This window comes from Citrobacter sp. CK191, from assembly GCF_030333435.1.
Classification (GTDB): Bacteria; Pseudomonadota; Gammaproteobacteria; order Enterobacterales; family Enterobacteriaceae; genus Citrobacter_B; species Citrobacter_B koseri.
On sequence record NZ_JAOWFX010000031.1, the window covers coordinates 792,263 to 811,493 of the forward strand.

Here is a 19,231-nt window from a genome sequence, read left to right on the forward strand (position 1 = left end):
GTAAAATCCCCCCCGACTGGCGAGACAAAACATTGTTGACCACACTAAAGGTTTACAGCAAAAAGAGGAGTCAGCAATGCCTTATAAAACGAAAAGCGATTTGCCGGAAAGCGTTCAGAATGTGCTGCCTGCGCACGCGCAGGATATCTATAAGGAGGCGTTTAATAGCGCCTGGGAACAATATAAAGATAAAGCGGACAGACGTGACGACGCCAGCAGGGAGGAGACCGCGCATAAGGTTGCCTGGGCTGCCGTCAAAAATGATTACCAAAAAGGGGACGATGATAAGTGGCATAAAAAGCGCTGATTGTCTTCGTGCCAGACCAGGCAAATGATGCGCGTTGAGCGTCTGTTGCCTTGCAAGCGGCGATTGAATTGCATATTGTCCTGTTAGTGGTTTCAAAATGAGCAGTTAAAATGCCCGGAAGGCGTCAAAAAAGTGTTGCAGGGAAGTTTGCAGTGGCGGAGGTGTAAGGTGTTAACGCGTGATTTTTTACTGAATGCCGATTGTAAAACGGCGTTTGGCGCTATTGAAGAATCACTACTTTGGTCAGCAGAACAACGGGCCGCTTCACTGGCGGCGACGCTTGCCTGTAGGCCCGATAATGGGCCGGTGTGGATCTTCGGTTATGGATCGTTGATGTGGAATCCGGCGTTAGAATTTGACGAGTCCTGTACCGGTACGCTGGTCGGTTGGCACCGGGCGTTTTGTCTGCGTCTGACGGCAGGGCGTGGAACGGCGTGCCAGCCCGGACGGATGCTGGCGCTGAAAGAGGGCGGGCGAACTACTGGCGTGGCTTATAAACTGCCGGAGAACGCGCTGGAGCAGGAGCTGACGCTGCTGTGGAAGCGGGAAATGATTACCGGCTGCTATCTTCCCACCTGGTGCCAGCTGGCGCTGGATGATGGCCGGACGGTCAATGCGCTGGTGTTTATTATGGACCCGCGGCACCCGCTGTATGAGTCGGATACTCGCGCTCAGATTATCGCGCCGCTGATCGCTGCCGCCAGTGGGCCGTTGGGCACCAACGCGCAATATCTGTTCTCGCTGGAACAGGAGCTTGCCAGACTGGGGATGCGGGACGATTGCCTGAACGATCTGGTGGCGAAAGTCAGAGGCTTGTTAGGCGAGAATCAGCCGGAAAGGGGATTCAACCCCGGATTTGCCTGAGCGTTGCCCCTGAATCCAGGGGCAAAAACATCAGGCTGCGATATAACTGATGGAGTGTTCCAGTGACTGGCTGTGGCTGTCGATCAGCACGTTCCAGACACCGGTATACGGTACGGTCAGCCAGGCATTATCACGGTTCTGCACGCTTAAAATATCGGTCTGCGTGTCTTTGACGTGTTTTTTCTCGCTCATTAAATGGATGTGGCAGCGTTCAGAACAACGCACTATCACCGTATCCCCACCAAACAATTTCAAACTTGCTTTCACTAATGCCATTTTTCACCCCGTTCTTGAAAACAACGTACTCCCTTGCGGAAGTGCTGCGTGATGTTGTTCACATTTCACTCACTGCATAACACCAAAGGGTGAGCTCACGGATGCTGATTTTGATCAAAAAATGGCATAACCATTAAACAAAAATGACAAAATGCCTGAAAATCATTGAAAGGGCGTGGTAACTTTCGACAAAAACACGCCCTTATAAGATTAAATTCGGAAATGCCCGGCAGTTTCAGCCAGCTCGCCTGCCTGGCTCTGCAAGGCGCCTGCGGCGGCGGCAGACTGCACCACCAGTTCAGCGTTCTGTTGCACCATGCGATCAAGGTGGTTCACGGAGTGATTTATTTCCTGAATGCCTTTCATCTGTTCACTGGTGGCTATGCTGATTTCATGCATGATGCCGGAGACATGGCCGATGCTGGACAGGATCTCCTGCATACTTTCTCCGGCCAGATGAACATAACGTGAACCTGTCGCGACGCTGGTGGTTGTGGAGTCGATCAGCGATTTAATCTCTTTTGCCGCCTGCGCGCTGCGGCTGGCAAGGTTGCGCACTTCACCTGCGACAACGGCAAACCCGCGGCCTTGCTCTCCCGCCCGGGCGGCTTCGACCGAAGCATTCAGCGCCAGAATATTGGTCTGGAACGCAATACCGTCGATCACGCTGGTGATATCGCCGATTTTCGCCGATGCCCCTTCAATGGATTGCATTGTCGTGATTGCCTGCGAGACCACGTCGCCGCCGCGCGTGGCGGCCTGTGAGGCTTTTTGCGCCTGATCGTTGGCTTCGGCGGCAGATTCCGTGGACTGGGCGACCGATGCGGTGATTTGCTCAACGGCGCTGGCGGTTTCACGCAGGCTGGAGGCGGCCTGCTCGGTACGGCCTGAAAGGTCGCGGTTACCGGCGGCAATCTCCTGCGCGGCCATTTTCACTGAGGCGCTGGCATCGCGTAGCTGTACCATCACTACGGACAGCTTATCGCTAAAACCGTTAAACGCCCTGGCGATTTGCGCGACCTCGTCCGTGCCGCTGTCCGGCAAACGCTGAGACAAATCGTTCGTCCCGTTGGCAATGGCATGCATCGCGTCACGGATCGTGGACAGACGCTTCATCAGGCGAGCCACCAGAAGGTGCATCACTGCGCCGCCCGCGAGAACCAACAGCAGCAGAGACAGGGTGGACGCCTTCAGCAGCGCCAGCATGCCGGAGGTCGCCTCTTTTTCGTCTAACGCCACGACCAGCCACCAGTGGGTTCCTTGCACCGGCGTCGCCAGCAGCGTTTTACTGCTCTCGCCGATCAGCGCCTGAACAGGGTGTCCGCTTTTTACCTGATTGAAATCCACGCCGCTGACGACCTGCGCGAAAGGTTTCATCGTCAGCGCCGGATCGTTGGCGGCGATGAGCGTTCCGTTTTGGTCGAGCAACATACCGCTGCTGGCGGGCGTCGGTCGAATACCGTGTACATTCGCCACGACGGCATCCATCGCGACATCACCGGCGACCACCGCTTTCAGTTCGCCATTCTCTTTCACCGGAACGGCGAACGTTACCACCAGCTTGCCGGTTCCGGCATCAACATAGGGGGCCGTAACGACGGCGGCGTCAGCGCTGACAACCTGTTGATACCAGGGACGTGATGTCGGATCGAAATCTGGCGGTATGCCTGCCGGGTCGGAGAATTTTGCTGTTTTGCTGGCATACCCGACATAGATATTCGTAAAGCCGCCGCCCAGCGCCATTTGACGAAATACCGGCACCGGATCGTCGGTTAGCGCCGCCTGCTGCAACGAGGAAATCATATTCATTTTGCTGCTAACCCAGTCGGTAATCGCCAGACTGTGGCTGGCGCTGGTGCTGGTGAGCGTATCCTGCTGCGCTTGTCGGTTATCGAGACGCGTTACCTGAAGGTTAATCAGCGTGTTAAGGAGGAGGGCGACAACCAGACATCCCGTTGTCGCCGCAATAATACGGGCGCGAATTGAGCTGAACATAGTATTTCCTTCAGTGTGGTATTGGAAATCCTATCGGCTACCGGGCGACGAATCTTGAGGCTGCAACCGCGTCCATAAGAAAATAGTATCAGCAGGGCTAAACGCGCGTTAAGCGCTAATGAAGGTGCGCGGAAACCAGGGGCAATTCCCGCGCCAGGGATCAGAAGGTCAGAACTTTATCCGCCGCCAGCGTCCACTGGGCCAGTTCGACCAGCGTACCGACTTCCACGCCGTCAATGAGCGGCAATGTGGTGATTCCCCGCCCGTCGGTACAGGTTTTACACAGTTTCACCGGGACGTCCTGCGCGGTCAGGATCTCCAGCATTTGCTGGATATTGTAACCTTCCGCAGGCTTCTGTCCGCGTAATCCTGCGGTGACGGCATCCGACATTAAAAATAAACGCAGGTCGAGGTCGCCGGCCTGTTCACGTAGCGCAATGGCCAGACGCAGGCTGTTAAATAACGCTTCGCTACCGTATGCCGCACCGTTTGCGACGATCACTATCTTTTGCATTTTGACTCCTGTTGTCAGGGGGGCATGGATATTGCTTGTAGTACGGGTAGACCTGTTACCCGGGAGAGCAACGATGATGACGAATATGGAAAGCCGCCCCGGCGCCACCCAATGGTTTCATTATGCGCGCCAGCTTGAGAATACGCAGCTTCGCCAACTGGCGCAGTCAGGGAAGCTGGTGTCCCGGATTAGCCATCTGGTGCATATGCTACAGTGCGAACGCGGCGCATCCAACATCTGGTTGTGTTCCGCAGGGCAACTTTATGGGCCGGAGATACGCGCCAGCCGCGCGCTGGTGGACGAAGAACACGCCCGGTTGCAGTCCCTGTTGCAGGAGATGAGGCCGATGGCGAACAGCGCGCTCTGTCATCGCATCGCCGGGGCTGTCTGGTGTCTGGAGCAGTTGCCGCAGCTGCGCGAAACGGTCAGTGGACGGCATAGCGATGCGCCACAGGCGATGGATCAGTACAGCCGCACACTGCGCCACCTGCTAAGTATTGTGCCGCAGCTTAACGACAACATCGACCATCCCCACATCGCCGGAGGGATGGTCGCGCTGTATAGCTTTATGCAGGGTAAGGAGCTGGTGGGGCAAGAGCGGGCGCTGGGGGCGATAGGGTTTACGCAAGGGGCGTTCAGCCACGAGATGCGACAGGAACTGGTGGATCGCATTGACGGACAGCAGCTCTGCTTTGACACCTTTATATCGCTGGCGTCTCCGACGGCGGTTCACGCATTTCGCCAGCAGTGCGAAGCGGAAGCCGCTATCGAACAGTGGCGCCGCCTGGCCTGTACGCGCCAGCCTGCGCCCGATAAGGGCGAAAGCGCTTTACGCTGGTTCACGCTCCAGACGCAACGGCTGGAGCAACTGCGCAGCATCGAGGAGATGCTGATCGCCGAGTTAATGTCTGCGGTGGAGCGTCGTCTGGCGCAGGATGAGACAACGTTGCCGCTCGCCAGCTGGCTGGATGATGCCACCGACGATACGTTCTCATTGCGCCGGGATAAGCAGTTGCTGCTGGTTGTGCGGCAACAGGCGCGGGAGCTGGAGCAGCTCAGCGGGCAACTGGCGTCGCTACAGGATGCGCTGGAGGAGCGAAAGGTTATTGATAAGGCTAAATATGTGCTGATGCATCACCAGAATCTGTCTGAAGAGCAGGCCTGGCAGTCGCTGCGCAAAATGGCGATGGATAAGAACCAGCGGATGGTGGACATCGCGCGTGCGCTGCTCACGGTGAAATCGCTCTGGCAGGTGACAACCAAAGGGTAGCTGCACAACGGCTGGGCATCGTGTGCCAGATTCGGGTGCAAGCGCGTTCGCGTACCGCCTGAAAAGCGGCGGGATAAGGGCATGTTGATGTTGGCATCTGAATTGCAGGACTGAAATGGTAAAAGAGTTCTGAAAATAGTTTAGCGGCAAACCAACGACGGTTTGCGCGCGTTTGGGATAAAGGCGTCCTGCAATGCTTCGGCATTGCCGGGCGCTTTTTTTTTGCAATGGGGAGCATGTATGGGTGACAGGTCTGTTTCATTGACGCGACGTCGATTATTGCAGGCAGGGGCCGCGATGGGCGGGGTGCTGCTGGTGCCCGGTTTGATGCAGTCCGTGTGGGCGGCAGGGTCGGACAAACCCGAACTTGAAATTGTCAGAGTCGGCTTTATTCCGCTCACCGACTGCGCGCCGCTGATCATCGCCGCGTTGAAAGGGTTTGATAAGAAATACGGCATTACCCTTGTGCCGACCAAAGAGGCCAGTTGGGCGGCGGTGCGCGACAAACTCGTTTCCGGCGAACTGGACGCGGCGCATGTGCTGTATGGCCTGCTCTATGGTCTTGAGCTTGGTATTGCCAGTAAGCCACAGCCGATGGCGAACCTGATGACGCTAAATCAGAACGGGCAGGCAATCACGCTGTCGACGGCGCTCCAGGAGAAAGGCATTACCGACGCTGGCGGATTGAAAAACATGATCGCCGGACAAGCGCCCGGCACTTACACCTTTGCGCATACTTTTCCGACCGGAACGCATGCGATGTGGCTCTATTACTGGCTGGCCAGTGCGGGGATTAACCCGTTCTCTGATGTCCGAATGGTCGTCGTGCCGCCGCCGCAAATGGTGATGAACATGCGTATTGGCAACATGGTGGGCTTTTGCGTCGGTGAGCCGTGGAATGCCCGCGCGATTAATGATCGCATTGGTTTTACCGCCACGACCTCGCAGGCCATCTGGCCCGATCACCCGGAAAAAATCCTGGGAACGCGCCGTGACTGGGTTGAACAGCATCCAAACACCGCCAGAGCGCTGGTCAGCGCGGTACTGGAGGCGGCGCGCTGGATCGACGCCTCAGTAGAAAACCGACGCGAAACCGCACAAATACTGGCCCGTCGCGCCTGGCTCAACACCAAAGAGCAGTACCTGACCGGACGTATGTTGGGCGAGTACGACAACGGCGCAGGGCATCGCTGGCAGGACGCGCACGCCATTCGTTTTTATCACGATGCGGAAGTGAGTTTTCCGTGGCATTCCGACGGGATGTGGTTCCTGACGCAGTTTCGTCGCTGGGGGCTGCTCAAGGACGCGCCGGATTATAACGCCATCGCCGCCCGGATTAACCGCACGGACATCTGGCGGGACGCCGCCGCAGCGGTAGGCGGCATCACGCCGCCTTCTCAGCTGTTACGCACCAGCACCCTCATGGATGGTTCCGTATGGACCGGGCGGGACCCCGAACGTTACGCCAACAGTTTCACTCTCCATCATCAAGGGGCCTGACATGAAAACAGTACAAAACGCGCAAAGACGCATTCCTGAACCCGCCGCCGGTGAAGTGATTACGCTGCCGCCCGTTACGGTGCGCAGGCGTAATCCGCCGTTGTCGCATCTGATGCGAACGCTGGCGCAGCGGACCGTTCCCGCATTGCTGGGGCTGGCGCTGCTGGTGGTGGGCTGGCAACTGGCAGCCATTAACAGCAAAGGCTTCCCGACGCCGCTCAGCACCCTTGATTCCGCGCTGACGCTGTTTGCCGACCCGTTTTATAACGGTGGGCCTAATGATATGGGGATTGGCTGGAATGTGCTGGCGTCGCTACAGCGCGTGGCGATTGGTTTTGGGCTGGCGGCGCTGGTGGGTATCCCGCTTGGCTTCCTGATCGGCCGGTTCACCTTTTTCTCACGCATGTTTACCCCGCTGATCGCGCTGCTGCGACCGGTCAGCCCGCTGGCCTGGTTGCCAATTGGCTTGCTGCTGTTTCAGAAAGCGGAACCGGCATCAAGCTGGACCATTTTTATCTGCTCTATCTGGCCGATGGTGATCAACACCGCCGAAGGCGTGCGCCGCATCCCACAGGATTACCTTAACGTTGCCCGTGTCCTGCAACTCCCGGAATGGACGGTGATGCGCCGTATTCTCTTTCCGGCGGTTCTGCCTGCGGTGCTGACCGGCGTACGCCTGTCTATCGGCATCGCCTGGCTGGTGATTGTGGCGGCGGAAATGCTCACCGGCGGTCTCGGCATTGGCTTTTGGATCTGGAACGAGTGGAACAACCTCAATGTGGAAAACATTCTCATCGCTATCGTCATCATCGGCGTGGTTGGCCTGCTGCTGGAGCAGGGCTTAATGCTGGTGGCGCGTCGTTTTAGCTGGCAGGAAAAATAAGGGGAACACCATGAAACCGTTAATTCAGGTACAGGCCGTCAGTCAGCGTTTTTCTACCGCCAGCGGCGAGTTTCTGGCGTTGCAAAACGTCTCTTTCGACATTCATGAAGGTGAAACCGTCAGCCTTATTGGGCATTCCGGCTGCGGGAAATCGACGCTGTTGAATCTGATTGCCGGAATTACGCTCCCTACCGACGGGGGGCTTATTTGCGACAACCGGGAAATCGCCGGGCCGGGGCCGGAAAGAGCGGTGGTCTTTCAGAATCACTCGCTGCTGCCGTGGCTGACCTGCTTCGATAACGTTGCGCTGGCGGTTGATCGGGTCTTTCGCCGCACGATGGGGAAAACAGAGCGTCGGGAATGGATTGAACACAATCTTGAACGGGTGCAAATGGGGCACGCTATGCACAAGCATCCGGGAGAAGTGTCCGGGGGGATGAAGCAGCGCGTCGGCATCGCCCGGGCGCTGGCGATGAAACCCAAAGTGCTGCTGATGGATGAACCGTTTGGCGCGCTGGACGCCCTGACGCGCGCGCATTTGCAGGACACGGTGATGCAAATCCAGCAGTCGCTCAATACCACCATTGTGCTGATTACCCACGATGTGGATGAAGCGGTGCTGCTCTCCGATCGCGTGCTGATGATGACCAACGGCCCGGCGGCGACGGTAGGCGACATTTTGCCCGTCACGCTTCCTCGCCCGCGTAATCGCGTGCAGCTGGCTGACGACAGCCGATACCACCAGTTGCGCCAGCAGATTCTTCACTTCCTCTACGAAAAGCAGCCGAAGGCGGCGTAGGGAGGCGGTATGACGCAGCGACTGGTCATTATCGGCAATGGGATGGCCGCCACCCGTCTGGTGGAGGCGCTGTTGGCGCAGGCGCCGCAGGCCTTCACGATAACCGTGGTGGGGGAAGAACCGCAGCATGCGTATAACCGCATTCAGCTTTCGCCCGTACTGGGCGGCGAAAAGCGCTTTGCGCAGACGCTGCTGCATCCGCCTGAGTGGTATCAGCGCCACGGCGTCACGGTGCTGACGGGGGAAGCCGTCATCGCCGTTGACGCGATAGCGCGTACGGCCACCACCACCGGTCGAACGCTGGCGTGGGATGCGCTGGTGTTTGCCACCGGCTCGGTTCCGTTTATTCCGCCGATCCCCGGCGCTGATTTACCCCATGTGCATGCTTTTCGCACGATTAACGATGTGGACAGCATCCTGCATGGCTGCGGGCCGGTTGCCGTGCTGGGCGGCGGTGTGCTTGGGGTCGAGGCAGCCGCCGCGCTGCGACTAAAAGGTGACAATGTCACGTTAATTCATCGTGGCAATCGGTTCATGGAGCAACAGCTTGATGAGCAGGCCGGGGAACTGCTGGCGGAACACCTTGCCGTCCGCGGGATTGACTGCGTGCTGTCGTCCGGTATCGACAGGATTACGCCTGATGACGTCACGTTGCCGAACGGTTGCGTGCTGTCTGCAACGCGCGTGGTGATTGCCACTGGCGTAAAACCCAATACGGCGCTGGCGCAGGCAAGCGGGGTGCCCTGTCAGCGTGGAATTGTGGTGGACGGGCAACTGCGCACGGCGGTGGCGGGGATCAGCGCGATAGGCGAGTGCTGTGAAATCGACGGCCAGACCTGGGGGCTGGTCGCGCCCTGTCTGGCGCACGCGGAGGTGCTGGCGGCCCGCCTGGCGGGAATCCCCGGCGCTGATTTTCACTGGCAGGACAGCGGTACGCGTTTGAAGGTGACGGGCATCGATCTGTTCAGCGCCGGGGAGGTAAACGCTACGGCAGGTGATGACCTGCTGCGCACATTTGACCCGCTGAGCGGCCATTACCGTCGTCTGCTGATCCGCAATGGACGGTTACAGGGGGTGCTGCTGATGGGCGATTGCCGCAGCGCTGCGCCGTTGACTGATTTGCTGGCGCAGGCTGCGTCGGCGAATCCTGACTGGTTATTCGACAGATTTGATACGCAGCCTGCGGCTGCAGGACAGGTGACTATGACAAAACCCACGTTGGCTGTTGTTGGACACGGTATGGTTGGCCACCATTTTCTTGAGCAATGCGTTAGCCGCAATTTGCATCTTGACTATCAGATTGTGGTCTTTGGCGAAGAGCGTTATGCCGCCTATGACCGCGTTCATCTGTCGGAGTATTTTGCCGGGCGCAGCGCAGAATCGCTCTCGCTGGTGGAAGGCGATTTTTTTGCCCGCCACGGTATTGAGCTGCGGTTGTCGCAATGCGTCACGGCGATCGATCGGGATGCCCGCGTTATTCGCACCGCCAGCGGACATGAAACGCACTGGGATAAACTGGTGCTGGCAACCGGATCATATCCCTTTGTTCCGCCAGTGAAAGGCGGTGATTCGGCGGCGTGTTTCGTCTATCGCACGCTGGACGATCTGGATGCGATTGCCGCGAAGGCAAAACACTCTCGCCGTGGGGTGGTAATTGGCGGCGGGCTGTTGGGGCTGGAGGCGGCGAACGCCTTGCGGCAATTAGGGCTGGAGACGCATGTTGTCGAGTTCGCGCCATCTTTAATGGCGGTTCAGCTTGATAACGCTGGCGCGGCGATGCTGCGTGAAAAAATCGAGGCGCTGGGCGTGAGCGTGCATACCTCGAAATCCACTGCGGAAATTGACTCCACCCCGCAAGGGTTACAGTTGGTGTTTACGGATGGTGAGCGTCTGGAGACGGATATGGTGGTGTTTTCTGCCGGTATTCGCCCGCAGGATGCGCTGGCGCGCGGCGCCGGACTTCGTATCGGAGAACGCGGCGGGGTGTGTATTGATAACCACTGTCTGACCTCTGACGCGGATGCTTTTGCCATCGGTGAATGTGCGCTCTGGGACGGCAGGGTGTTTGGGCTGGTTGCGCCGGGCTACCAGATGGCGCGCGTGGCGGCAGCGCAGCTGGCCGGTGAAGATGCGGCGTTCAGCGGGGCGGATATGAGCACCAAACTCAAATTACTGGGGGTGGATGTGGCCTCGTTCGGCGATGCGCAGGGGCGCACGCCAGGCGCGCAAAGCTATCAGTGGACGCATGGCCCGGAGCAAATCTACAAAAAAATTGTGGTCAGCGCGGACGGCAAGACGCTGCTGGGCGGCGTGCTGGTGGGTGATGCGGCGGATTACGCCACGTTATTGCAAATGATGCTTAACGGTATGGCGCTGCCCGGACAGCCGGAATCGCTGATTTTACCTGCACTGGCGGGCAGCGCGCCGAAAGCGTTGGGCGTTGCGGCATTACCGGACAGCGCGCAAATATGCTCTTGTCATAACGTCAGCAAGGCAGATATTTGTCAGGCGGTCAGCGCGGGCGCAACGGAGATGGGCGCAATCAAGCAGTGCACCAAAGCGGCAACCGGCTGCGGTGGGTGCAGCGCGTTGGTGAAACAGGTGATGGAGTTCCAGCTGGCGGCACAGGGCGTGGAGGTTAAAAAGGATATCTGCGAACACTTTGCGTACTCGCGACAGGAGATTTACCACCTGGTGCGGGTGAACCGCATCCACACCTTTGAGCAACTGATTAGCCGCTATGGTCGCGGGCATGGTTGTGAGATTTGCAAACCGCTGGTGGGCTCGGTGCTGGCCTCCTGCTGGAATGAGTATCTGCTAAAACCTGCGCATCTGCCGTTGCAGGACACCAACGATCGTTATTTTGCCAATATCCAGAAAGACGGTTCGTATTCCGTCGTACCGCGCATGGCGGCAGGCGAGGTGACGCCGGATGGGCTGATCGCCATTGGCGAAATCGCCAAACGTTATCAGCTCTACAGCAAAATTACCGGCGGGCAGCGTATCGACTTGTTTGGCGCGCGCCTCGAACAACTGCCGGATATCTGGCGCGATCTGGTTACCGCCGGTTTTGAAACCGGGCACGCCTACGGGAAGTCGTTGCGCACGGTGAAATCCTGCGTCGGGTCAACCTGGTGTCGCTATGGCGTTCAGGATTCAACCGGTCTGGCCGTCACGCTGGAGAACCGCTACAAGGGACTGCGCGCCCCGCACAAAATCAAAATGGCGGTCTCCGGCTGTACCCGCGAGTGTGCCGAAGCGCAGGGGAAAGACGTTGGCGTGATCGCCACCGATAAGGGCTGGAACCTGTATGTCTGCGGAAACGGCGGTATGAAGCCGCGTCATGCGGATCTGTTCGCCAGCGATCTGGATGACGCCACGCTGATTAAATTCGTGGATCGCTTCCTGATGTTCTATATCCGTACCGCCGATCGCCTGCAACGCACCAGCACCTGGATGGATAATCTTGAAGGGGGCATCGACTATCTGCGCGAGGTGGTTATACACGACAGTCTGGGTATCGGCGACGAGCTTGAACAGGAGATGGCGCGGATTGTGGAAACATACCAGTGTGAATGGCAAACCACGCTGAACGATCCGCAGCGTCTGGCGCTGTTCCGCTCCAGCGTGAACGGTGACGAACCGGATGAAGCCGTAGCGCGCCAGATGCTACGTGGACAGCCGCAGCTGGCGAAACCGGCGGCGCCAGCGAGAGCCATCCTGCCGACAAAACCCTGGCAGGAGGTTTGTCAACTGGAGGAGATCCCCGAGCAGGCGGGCATTGGTGCCCGTCTAGGCAACCTGCAAATTGCGCTGTTCCGCTTTGGTCAGACGATTTACGCCCTTGATAACCATGAACCCGGCAGCGACGCAAACGTGCTTTCCCGGGGAATTCTGGGGGATGCCGGCGGTGAGCCCGTTGTCATTTCACCGCTCTACAAACAGCGTATTCGCCTGCGCGATGGTCGGCAGTATGACAGCGGTGAGCCCGTTGTGCGCGCCTGGCCGGTGAAAGTCGAAGCGGGCAAGGTATGGGTAGGGAATCAGGCGCTACTGCTGCGCGCGGAGGCGTCATGAATGAAACCCGGACAACGTGCCCTTACTGCGGCGTCGGCTGTGGGGTGATCGCCCGCGTCAGCGAACAGGGCGTCACGGTTCAGGGCGATCCCGATCACCCGGCCAATTTTGGGCGACTGTGTGTGAAAGGCGCCGCGCTGGGAGAAACCACCGGACTGACCGGACGGTTATTACACCCGCAGGTTAACGGTGAAACGGTAAGCTGGCAGCAGGCGCTGAACACGGCGGGCGAGCGCCTGCGCAGCATCATCGCGCAATATGGCCCAACGTCGGTGGCTTTCTACGCCTCGGGACAACTGCTGACGGAAGACTACTATGCGGCGAATAAACTGATGAAGGGATTCATCGGTGCGGCCAATATCGATACCAACTCGCGCCTGTGCATGTCGTCAGCCGTTACGGGCTACAAACGCGCGTTTGGCGCGGATGTGGTGCCATGCAGCTACGAAGATATAGAGCGCAGCGATCTGGTGATTCTGGTCGGCTCGAACGCGGCGTGGACGCATCCGGTGCTCTATCAGCGCCTGGTGCAGGCGCGAAAAGAGAACCCGTCCATGAAAGTGGTGGTGATTGATCCCCGGCGCACCGCCACCTGTGATATTGCGGATATGCACCTTGCCCTGACGCCCGGCAGCGATGGCGGGCTGTTTGTCGGGCTGCTGCACGCCATCGTGACAAGCGGCGAACATGACGTCGATTTTGATGATGCGCAGGCGGCGTTTGCCCGCGCCAGCCGCTGGCCTGTTGAGCGAGTCGCGCAATTTTGTGCTCTGGAACCCGCGGAAATCCGCCGGTTTTATGATGGTTTTCTGACCGCGCCGCGCGCAATCACCCTTTACACGATGGGGATTAACCAATCCGCCAGCGGCAGTGATAAATGTAACGCGATCATTAACGTACACCTTGCCAGCGGTAAATACGGGCGGGAAGGCTGCGGGCCCTTTTCGCTGACCGGACAGCCAAATGCGATGGGAGGGCGTGAAGTCGGCGGGCTGGCGACACAGCTGGCGGCGCACATGAATTTTGAGCCGCAGGATCTGTCGCGGGTTGCCCGTTTCTGGGGCACGGAGCGGCTGGCGCAGACGCCAGGGTTGATGGCGGTGGATCTGTTCGACGCTATCGCGCGCGGCGAGGTGAAGGCGGTGTGGATCATGGGCACGAATCCGGCGGTATCGCTGCCGGACACTCATGCCGTCTGTCAGGCGCTGTCTGCCTGCCCGTTGGTCATTGTCTCGGAGGTGGTGGCCGATACCGATACCAGTCGACTGGCGCATATCCGGTTTCCGGCGCTGGCCTGGGGGGAGAAAAACGGCACCGTCACCAACTCTGAACGGCGCATCTCGCGTCAGCGCGCATTTTTAACCGCCCCCGGCGAGGCCAGAGCAGACTGGTGGATTGTCGCGCAGATGGCAAAACAACTTGGCTTTGGCGAGGCATTCGCCTGGCAGGATGCGTGGGATGTCTTTCGGGAACACGCTGCGCTGTCGGGGTTTGAGAATGACGGCGACCGCGCGTTTGATATTGGCGCGCTGGCGGATCTGAACCGCGCGGCGTGGGATGAAATGGCGCCTGTCCGCTGGCCGGTCAGCCGTCACCACGGAGCGCTGGACCTGGCTCGCGGCTGGCATCGCAATAAGCGTCTGCGGCTGGTGCCCGTTGAACCGGAGGGCATGAGAACGCACTGTGACGCGCTCTATCCGCTTATTTTAAACAGCGGTCGCCTGCGCGATCAGTGGCACACCATGACCCGAACCGGAACGGTGGTTCGGCTTATGCAGCACATTAGCGAACCGATTGTTGAGGTTTCACCGTCTGATGCCGCCCGTTTTCACCTGGTGGATGGCGCATTTGGCCGTATCAGCTCCTCGCGCGGGGTAATGGTCGCCAGAGTGGTGATTCAGGCCGGCTTGCGGGAAGGGACGGCGTTTACGCCGATGCACTGGAATAATCGCTTTGCCCGTCAGGGAAGGGTCAATGCGCTGGTCGCGCCCGTCTGCGATCCTCAATCAGGGCAGCCGGAAAGTAAACAAACGGCGGTGCGCATCACGCCGTGGCAGCCGCGCTGGCAGGGGGAACTGTTCATCCGCGAAGAGATAACCTTTCCTCCTTTTGTTCACTGGTGGCGTAAAGCGGCGGAAGGCGTGGCGCGTTTCACTCTCGCAAGCGATCGTGACGATCGCGACTGGTTGCTGGCGATGTGCCGCGAACAGCGCTGGCAATTGCAGACCGCGCAGACGCCGCAAGGGCTGAACATTCTGGCCTGGCAGGCGGGGCAATTAATGCTGGGGTTCTGGTCAGATGCGATAAAACCCGAAACAGACGATGCGGCGGTGATTGCTGCGTTCCGCCATCCGCCGGAAAACGCCCCTGAACGGCATGGCCTGTTGAGCGGCAAACCAGGCGGCGGGATGCCCGACCAGGGACGCATTATCTGTAGCTGCTTTAGCGTGGGGGAGTGTGCTATTCAGCAGGCTATCGCACAAGGGTGCGACTCCGTTCAGGCGCTGGGCAAAACATTACGCTGCGGCACCAACTGCGGCTCATGCATACCGGAGCTGAAAGCGCTGCTGGCGCAAACGGCATCCGCCGGAAGCCTGGGATTCTCCTGAAAATGCGATAAAGGGCTGCAAAACGCGGATGGAAACGTTATGGTTTTAGTTAAGTGTGAGATTTCATTCGTTTAATGTAAAAGCAGCTGACAATTTGAGCCGTATTGTTTATCGCCCTCTTTCCCTTTGCATACTCTTGCTGCTGGCAGGCGGTACTGCCAGCGCGCAATCCTCGTTTATTCAACAGGCGGAAAATCCCTTCGATAACAACCAGGATGGTTTACCTGATTTGGGCATGACGCCTGAGTCACACGAAGGTGAAAAACAGTTTGCTGAGATGGTGAAAGCCTTTGGCGAAGCGAGCATGACCGACAATGGGCTGGATACCGGCGAGCAGGCGCGTCAGTTTGCGTTTGGCCAGGTGCGGGACGCCGTGAGTGAACAGGTGAATCATCAACTGGAGTCCTGGCTTTCGCCCTGGGGGAATGCGAGTGTCGATCTCAGGATTGATAACGAAGGGAGCTTTACCGGCAGTCGTGGGGGCTGGTTTATTCCCTGGCAGGACAACACGCGGTATCTGACCTGGAGTCAACTCGGGCTGACTCAGCAGGACGATGGCCTGGTCAGTAATGTCGGCATCGGCCAACGCTGGGCGCGTGACGGCTGGCTGTTAGGGTACAACACTTTTTATGACAACCTGCTGGATGAAAATCTGCAACGGGCGGGATTTGGCGCGGAAGCGTGGGGCGAATACCTGCGATTATCCGCCAATTACTACCAGCCTTTCGCTTCCTGGCATGAACAGACCACCGCCTTAGAGCAGCGTATGGCGCGCGGCTACGATGTTACCGCGCAGATGCGTATGCCGTTTTATCAACACCTCAACACCAGCGTCAGCGTGGAACAGTATTTCGGCGAACGAGTGGATCTGTTTGACTCAGGCACGGGATACCATAATCCGGTAGCGGTAAAACTGGGGCTTAATTACACGCCGGTGCCGCTGGTGACGGTAACGGCGCAACATAAACAGGGCGAGAGCGGGGTGAGCCAGAATAATCTGGGGTTGAACCTGAACTACCGTTTTGGCGTGCCGCTGAACAAACAGCTGTCGGCCAGCGAAGTGGCGGAGAGTCAGTCGTTGCGCGGCAGTCGCTATGATAACCCGCAGCGCAATAATCTCCCGACGATGGAGTACCGTCAGCGTAAAACGCTCACTGTTTTTCTGGCGACGCCGCCGTGGGATCTCCAGCCTGGCGAGACGGTGCCGCTGAAGGTGCAGATTCGCAGTCGGCATGGCGTTCGTCATGTGACGTGGCAGGGCGATACGCAGGCGCTGAGTCTGACGGCAGGAGCGAAGGCGGACAGCGCAGAGGGCTGGACCATTATCATGCCGGCCTGGGACAGCAGCGAAGGGGCGGCAAATCGCTGGCGGCTGTCGGTCGTTGTTGAAGATGAGCAGGGCCAGCGTGTCTCCTCCAATGAGATCACGCTATCACTGACTGAACCGTTTATGGCGATGCCCGATAACGATCCGCGCTGGAAGCTGCTCCCGGAGGAGTAATCAGAAGATGCGTTCCTGATGCACCCATACCGCCGCTTCGACGCGTGACTTCAGCTTCATCTTCTTCAGCATATGTTTCACATGCACTTTGACCGTGCTCTCGGTGATATCCAGGCGGCGGGCGATCATTTTATTCGGCAGTCCCTGGGCGATCAGCTTCAGGATATCGCGTTCGCGCGGCGTCAGTTGGGTCACGTCGCGGTCAGAGGTCGCGCGGTTTGCCCGCAGGCTGGCGGCCAGAACCGGCGTTAACGCTTCGCTCAGCACCATTTCGCCAGCGGCCGCTTGCTGTAAGGCTTTCAGCAGATCTTCCGGCTCCATATCTTTTAACAGATAGCCGTCTGCGCCGCGCTTCAGCGCCGTCACCACGTCTTCTTCATGATTGGACACGCTGAATACTACGATACGGCCTGACAGTGATTTCTCACGCAGCTTATCCAGGGTTTCCAGACCGTTCATGCCCGGCATGTTCAGATCCAGCAGGATCAGATCGGGATCAAGAGACTCTGCCAGCTCAATACCCTGCTCGCCATTACTGGCTTCGCCGATCACGCTAATATCGGGCGCCATGCTGACAAGCTGTTTAACACCGGTCCGTAACATCGGATGATCGTCGATCAGCAGGATGGTAGCCGGTTCCTGATTACTCATGGGTATCTCCTTGGACTTCTGTGAAGTTTGTTTCGGGAATAAAGGTGACAGCAACTTCCGTACCGCCCGTCTCACGACGGCGTACACGACAATCGCCACGCAGGCTCTGCGCGCGGTCACGCATAATAATCATGCCATAATGGTTACTGCGCTCGGCGTTTTCTGGTACGCCGCAGCCGTTGTCTTTTACTGTCAGTTTGACCTGATTGCCATTTTGCACCACGGCGACGGCCACCTCATCGGCATGGGAATGCTTGAGGGCGTTACTTAACGCTTCGCGGGCAATTTGCAACAGGTGGATAGCCTGATGCGACGGCACCCGTCGCGGCGGGAGCTGATAATCCAGCTTCACCGTAAAACCAAATCGGGCGCTATATTCCTGACAGCTCGCCTCCAGCGCAGGCCGCAGGCCGGGTTCGGTCAACTGTAACCGGAAGGTGGTCAACAGTTCACGTAGCTGTACCCAGGAGGTATTCAGTTCGTTGCGGATCTGGCTGAGCAACTCGCGGCTGCTTTCCGGCAACGTCGCGCCCTGCATTTGCAGACAGCTGACCTGCATCTTCATGCAGGAGAGCGATTGTGCAATAGAATCATGAAGTTCGCGGGCAATGGTGGCACGCTCTTCCATCACAATCAACTGTTGCTGGCGTTCCTGATTTCTGTCCAGCGCCAGCGTAGCGGTCAATTGCTCGACCAGCGTATCAATCATCTGCTGCTGATCGTGACTCAGATGGCGCCCGTGCGGCAGCGTCGCCAGCAGAATGCCGTATTGCGTATGGGCATCGGTAAGTCGCCATTTCAGCGTGGTGCCGCCGTTGATCGCGGGCAGCGCGCCGCGCGGGCAGAGGTGGCACCCTTTGTCATCACAACTGCTGTCGGACTGGCAGGTGAACTCCTGATGATTATCTTCATCTTCCAGGTCATAAACCCGCAGTTCAATATCGTGCAGCAGCGTCAGGTTTTGCAGGCCGTTCAGCACCGGGGAGAGGCGCTCGCACAGCGGCACCTGGGAATGCAGGCGGCGGTTGGCCTGCCACAGGAATGAGAGGATCTGGTTTTTATGCTCCAGCCCGGCCGTCTTTTCCTGCACGCGTTGTTCCAGTACGGCGTAACTTTCGGCCAGCTCTTCTGACATGTTGTTGAGCGCTGAGCCTAACATCGCCATCTCATTGCGCCCGCTGATATGCGCCCGCTGGGTGAAGTCGCGCTGGCTGACGGCTCGCGCCATCGAAAGCAGTTGTTTCCACGGTTGCAGCAGGCGCGCCCGTAGCCAGATGATCGTAAAGACGAACAGCAGCGCCATAAAGATGGCCATTAACCGATGCACCATCACCACGCGTTCAATGCGCAGCTCGGTCGTGTGATCAAAGGCGGTGACTAACCGATCCAGACCGGTGACAAAACGCATAACATCGCCGGCAACGGCGTTTCTGTCCTGCGCGCGTTGCAGCCCTGGCGCCAGTTCCGTATGCCAGTAGTCCTGTAGTGCGCGAAGCTGCTCTTGTTGCCCGTCGCGTTCCGCAGCGCGGGTCAGTTCAGGGCTGAACGCCGTCTGTTTCATCTCATCCAGCAGCTTTTGGTCGTGGGCGCTCAGCGGCACTGCTGCCAGCAGGCGATAGCTCTGCATACGCAGCGAACCGGCCTTGTTGATCGCATGGGCGCTGCCTTGTACGCCCTGAACCAGCCAGCCAGAGATAGCCATGCCCGCCACACCGATAGCGGTGGACAGGAGAACAATAAGCGCCAGTTGGTTGACCAGCGTGAGTGGAGAGAGACAACGTTTAAACATGTAGACTTCTTCCTTCAGGCTTCCTGCTCAGGAAACCTTAATGAATGACGATTCTGCCGGGATGCTCACCGAGGGGCGTTTCGACAGTGACGTTATTCTCAGCCATACCCTGGAGTATACCCATACCTATAACGAGTTACCTCTTAATTGCTGGTGGTGGGAGGGGATCGCGAAGCCGGGGGGTAGGGTTATACAG

14 protein-coding genes are annotated in these 19,231 nt (G+C 58.3%); 9 read left to right on the forward strand and 5 right to left on the reverse strand.

The genetic code is table 11. The features are described 5' to 3' along the window. The first annotated feature begins 76 nt into the window (after nucleotides 1-76). The gene (gene chaB, locus OGV82_RS15425) at nucleotides 77-307 is read left to right on the forward strand and encodes a putative cation transport regulator ChaB (protein WP_012132165.1); all 231 of its coding nucleotides are present in this window, start codon (nucleotides 77-79) and stop codon (nucleotides 305-307) included. Between the two features lie 168 nt (nucleotides 308-475). Continuing rightward, nucleotides 476-1,171, forward strand: coding sequence for a gamma-glutamylcyclotransferase (locus OGV82_RS15430; RefSeq protein WP_047463432.1), 696 nt, complete (start codon nucleotides 476-478; stop codon nucleotides 1,169-1,171). A 30-nt stretch (nucleotides 1,172-1,201) separates the two neighbouring features. On the opposite strand, the gene OGV82_RS15435 is transcribed toward OGV82_RS15430, so the two are convergent. From OGV82_RS15435 to OGV82_RS15445, 3 genes are all read right to left on the reverse strand, one after another. Next, the gene (locus tag OGV82_RS15435) at nucleotides 1,202-1,447 is read right to left on the reverse strand and encodes a DUF1883 domain-containing protein (RefSeq protein WP_012132167.1); all 246 of its coding nucleotides are present in this window, start codon (nucleotides 1,445-1,447) and stop codon (nucleotides 1,202-1,204) included. Nucleotides 1,448-1,657: 210 nt separating this feature from the next. Continuing rightward, nucleotides 1,658-3,442 (reverse strand): methyl-accepting chemotaxis protein, encoded by a 1,785-nt coding sequence (locus tag OGV82_RS15440; RefSeq protein ID WP_047463434.1) that lies wholly within the window; start codon nucleotides 3,440-3,442, stop codon nucleotides 1,658-1,660. A gap of 160 nt (nucleotides 3,443-3,602) precedes the next feature. After that, on the reverse strand, nucleotides 3,603-3,956 hold the full coding sequence (locus OGV82_RS15445; RefSeq protein WP_012132171.1) for a DsrE/DsrF/TusD sulfur relay family protein: 354 nt from the start codon (nucleotides 3,954-3,956) through the stop codon (nucleotides 3,603-3,605). Between the two features lie 73 nt (nucleotides 3,957-4,029). Between OGV82_RS15445 and nasR the strand changes: the two genes are divergently transcribed. The 7 genes from nasR to OGV82_RS15480 all read left to right on the forward strand — a co-directional run bounded on the left by nasR (nucleotide 4,030) and on the right by OGV82_RS15480 (nucleotide 16,595). Further along, nucleotides 4,030-5,226, forward strand: a complete 1,197-nt coding sequence (gene nasR, locus OGV82_RS15450; RefSeq protein ID WP_080750366.1) for a nitrate regulatory protein NasR — start codon at nucleotides 4,030-4,032, stop codon at nucleotides 5,224-5,226. A gap of 240 nt (nucleotides 5,227-5,466) precedes the next feature. Next, entirely contained in the window at nucleotides 5,467-6,726 is a 1,260-nt protein-coding gene (locus OGV82_RS15455; protein ID WP_047463436.1) for a CmpA/NrtA family ABC transporter substrate-binding protein, read from the forward strand. A gap of 1 nt (nucleotide 6,727) precedes the next feature. Beyond that, entirely contained in the window at nucleotides 6,728-7,609 is an 882-nt protein-coding gene (gene ntrB, locus OGV82_RS15460; protein WP_012132174.1) for a nitrate ABC transporter permease, read from the forward strand. A gap of 10 nt (nucleotides 7,610-7,619) precedes the next feature. Continuing rightward, entirely contained in the window at nucleotides 7,620-8,408 is a 789-nt protein-coding gene (locus OGV82_RS15465; RefSeq protein ID WP_012132175.1) for an ABC transporter ATP-binding protein, read from the forward strand. Nucleotides 8,409-8,417: 9 nt separating this feature from the next. Continuing rightward, nucleotides 8,418-12,485 (forward strand): nitrite reductase large subunit NirB, encoded by a 4,068-nt coding sequence (gene nirB / locus OGV82_RS15470; protein ID WP_101744135.1) that lies wholly within the window; start codon nucleotides 8,418-8,420, stop codon nucleotides 12,483-12,485. Continuing rightward, nucleotides 12,482-15,094, forward strand: coding sequence for a nitrate reductase (locus OGV82_RS15475; protein WP_101744136.1), 2,613 nt, complete (start codon nucleotides 12,482-12,484; stop codon nucleotides 15,092-15,094). The genes nirB and OGV82_RS15475 overlap by 4 nt, the downstream gene beginning before the upstream one ends. A 94-nt stretch (nucleotides 15,095-15,188) precedes the next feature. After that, a complete protein-coding gene (locus OGV82_RS15480) occupies nucleotides 15,189-16,595 on the forward strand; it encodes a YchO/YchP family invasin (protein WP_101744137.1) in 1,407 nt (468 codons plus the stop codon). Here OGV82_RS15480 and narL read toward each other — a convergent pair whose 3' ends face one another. Next, nucleotides 16,596-17,246, reverse strand: a complete 651-nt coding sequence (narL, locus tag OGV82_RS15485; protein WP_012132179.1) for a two-component system response regulator NarL — start codon at nucleotides 17,244-17,246, stop codon at nucleotides 16,596-16,598. Next, nucleotides 17,239-19,035 carry a nitrate/nitrite two-component system sensor histidine kinase NarX gene (gene narX, locus OGV82_RS15490; protein ID WP_049010662.1) on the reverse strand — a complete coding sequence of 599 codons (1,797 nt, stop codon included), beginning with the start codon at nucleotides 19,033-19,035 and terminating at the stop codon, nucleotides 17,239-17,241. The genes narL and narX overlap by 8 nt, the downstream gene beginning before the upstream one ends. Between the last annotated feature and the right edge of the window lie 196 nt (nucleotides 19,036-19,231).

Bases quoted from the DNA above. Each gene is read 5' to 3' on its own strand.
- chaB (WP_012132165.1), top strand. From the start codon at position 77: ATGCCTTATAAAACGAAAAGCGATTTGCCGGAAAGCGTTCAGAATGTG.
- OGV82_RS15435 (WP_012132167.1), bottom strand. From the start codon at position 1,447: ATGGCATTAGTGAAAGCAAGTTTGAAATTGTTTGGTGGGGATACGGTG.
- OGV82_RS15440 (WP_047463434.1), bottom strand. From the start codon at position 3,442: ATGTTCAGCTCAATTCGCGCCCGTATTATTGCGGCGACAACGGGATGT.
- OGV82_RS15445 (WP_012132171.1), bottom strand. From the start codon at position 3,956: ATGCAAAAGATAGTGATCGTCGCAAACGGTGCGGCATACGGTAGCGAA.
- nasR (WP_080750366.1), top strand. From the start codon at position 4,030: ATGATGACGAATATGGAAAGCCGCCCCGGCGCCACCCAATGGTTTCAT.
- OGV82_RS15455 (WP_047463436.1), top strand. From the start codon at position 5,467: ATGGGTGACAGGTCTGTTTCATTGACGCGACGTCGATTATTGCAGGCA.
- ntrB (WP_012132174.1), top strand. From the start codon at position 6,728: ATGAAAACAGTACAAAACGCGCAAAGACGCATTCCTGAACCCGCCGCC.
- OGV82_RS15465 (WP_012132175.1), top strand. From the start codon at position 7,620: ATGAAACCGTTAATTCAGGTACAGGCCGTCAGTCAGCGTTTTTCTACC.
- nirB (WP_101744135.1), top strand. From the start codon at position 8,418: ATGACGCAGCGACTGGTCATTATCGGCAATGGGATGGCCGCCACCCGT.
- OGV82_RS15475 (WP_101744136.1), top strand. From the start codon at position 12,482: ATGAATGAAACCCGGACAACGTGCCCTTACTGCGGCGTCGGCTGTGGG.
- narL (WP_012132179.1), bottom strand. From the start codon at position 17,246: ATGAGTAATCAGGAACCGGCTACCATCCTGCTGATCGACGATCATCCG.
- narX (WP_049010662.1), bottom strand. From the start codon at position 19,035: ATGTTTAAACGTTGTCTCTCTCCACTCACGCTGGTCAACCAACTGGCG.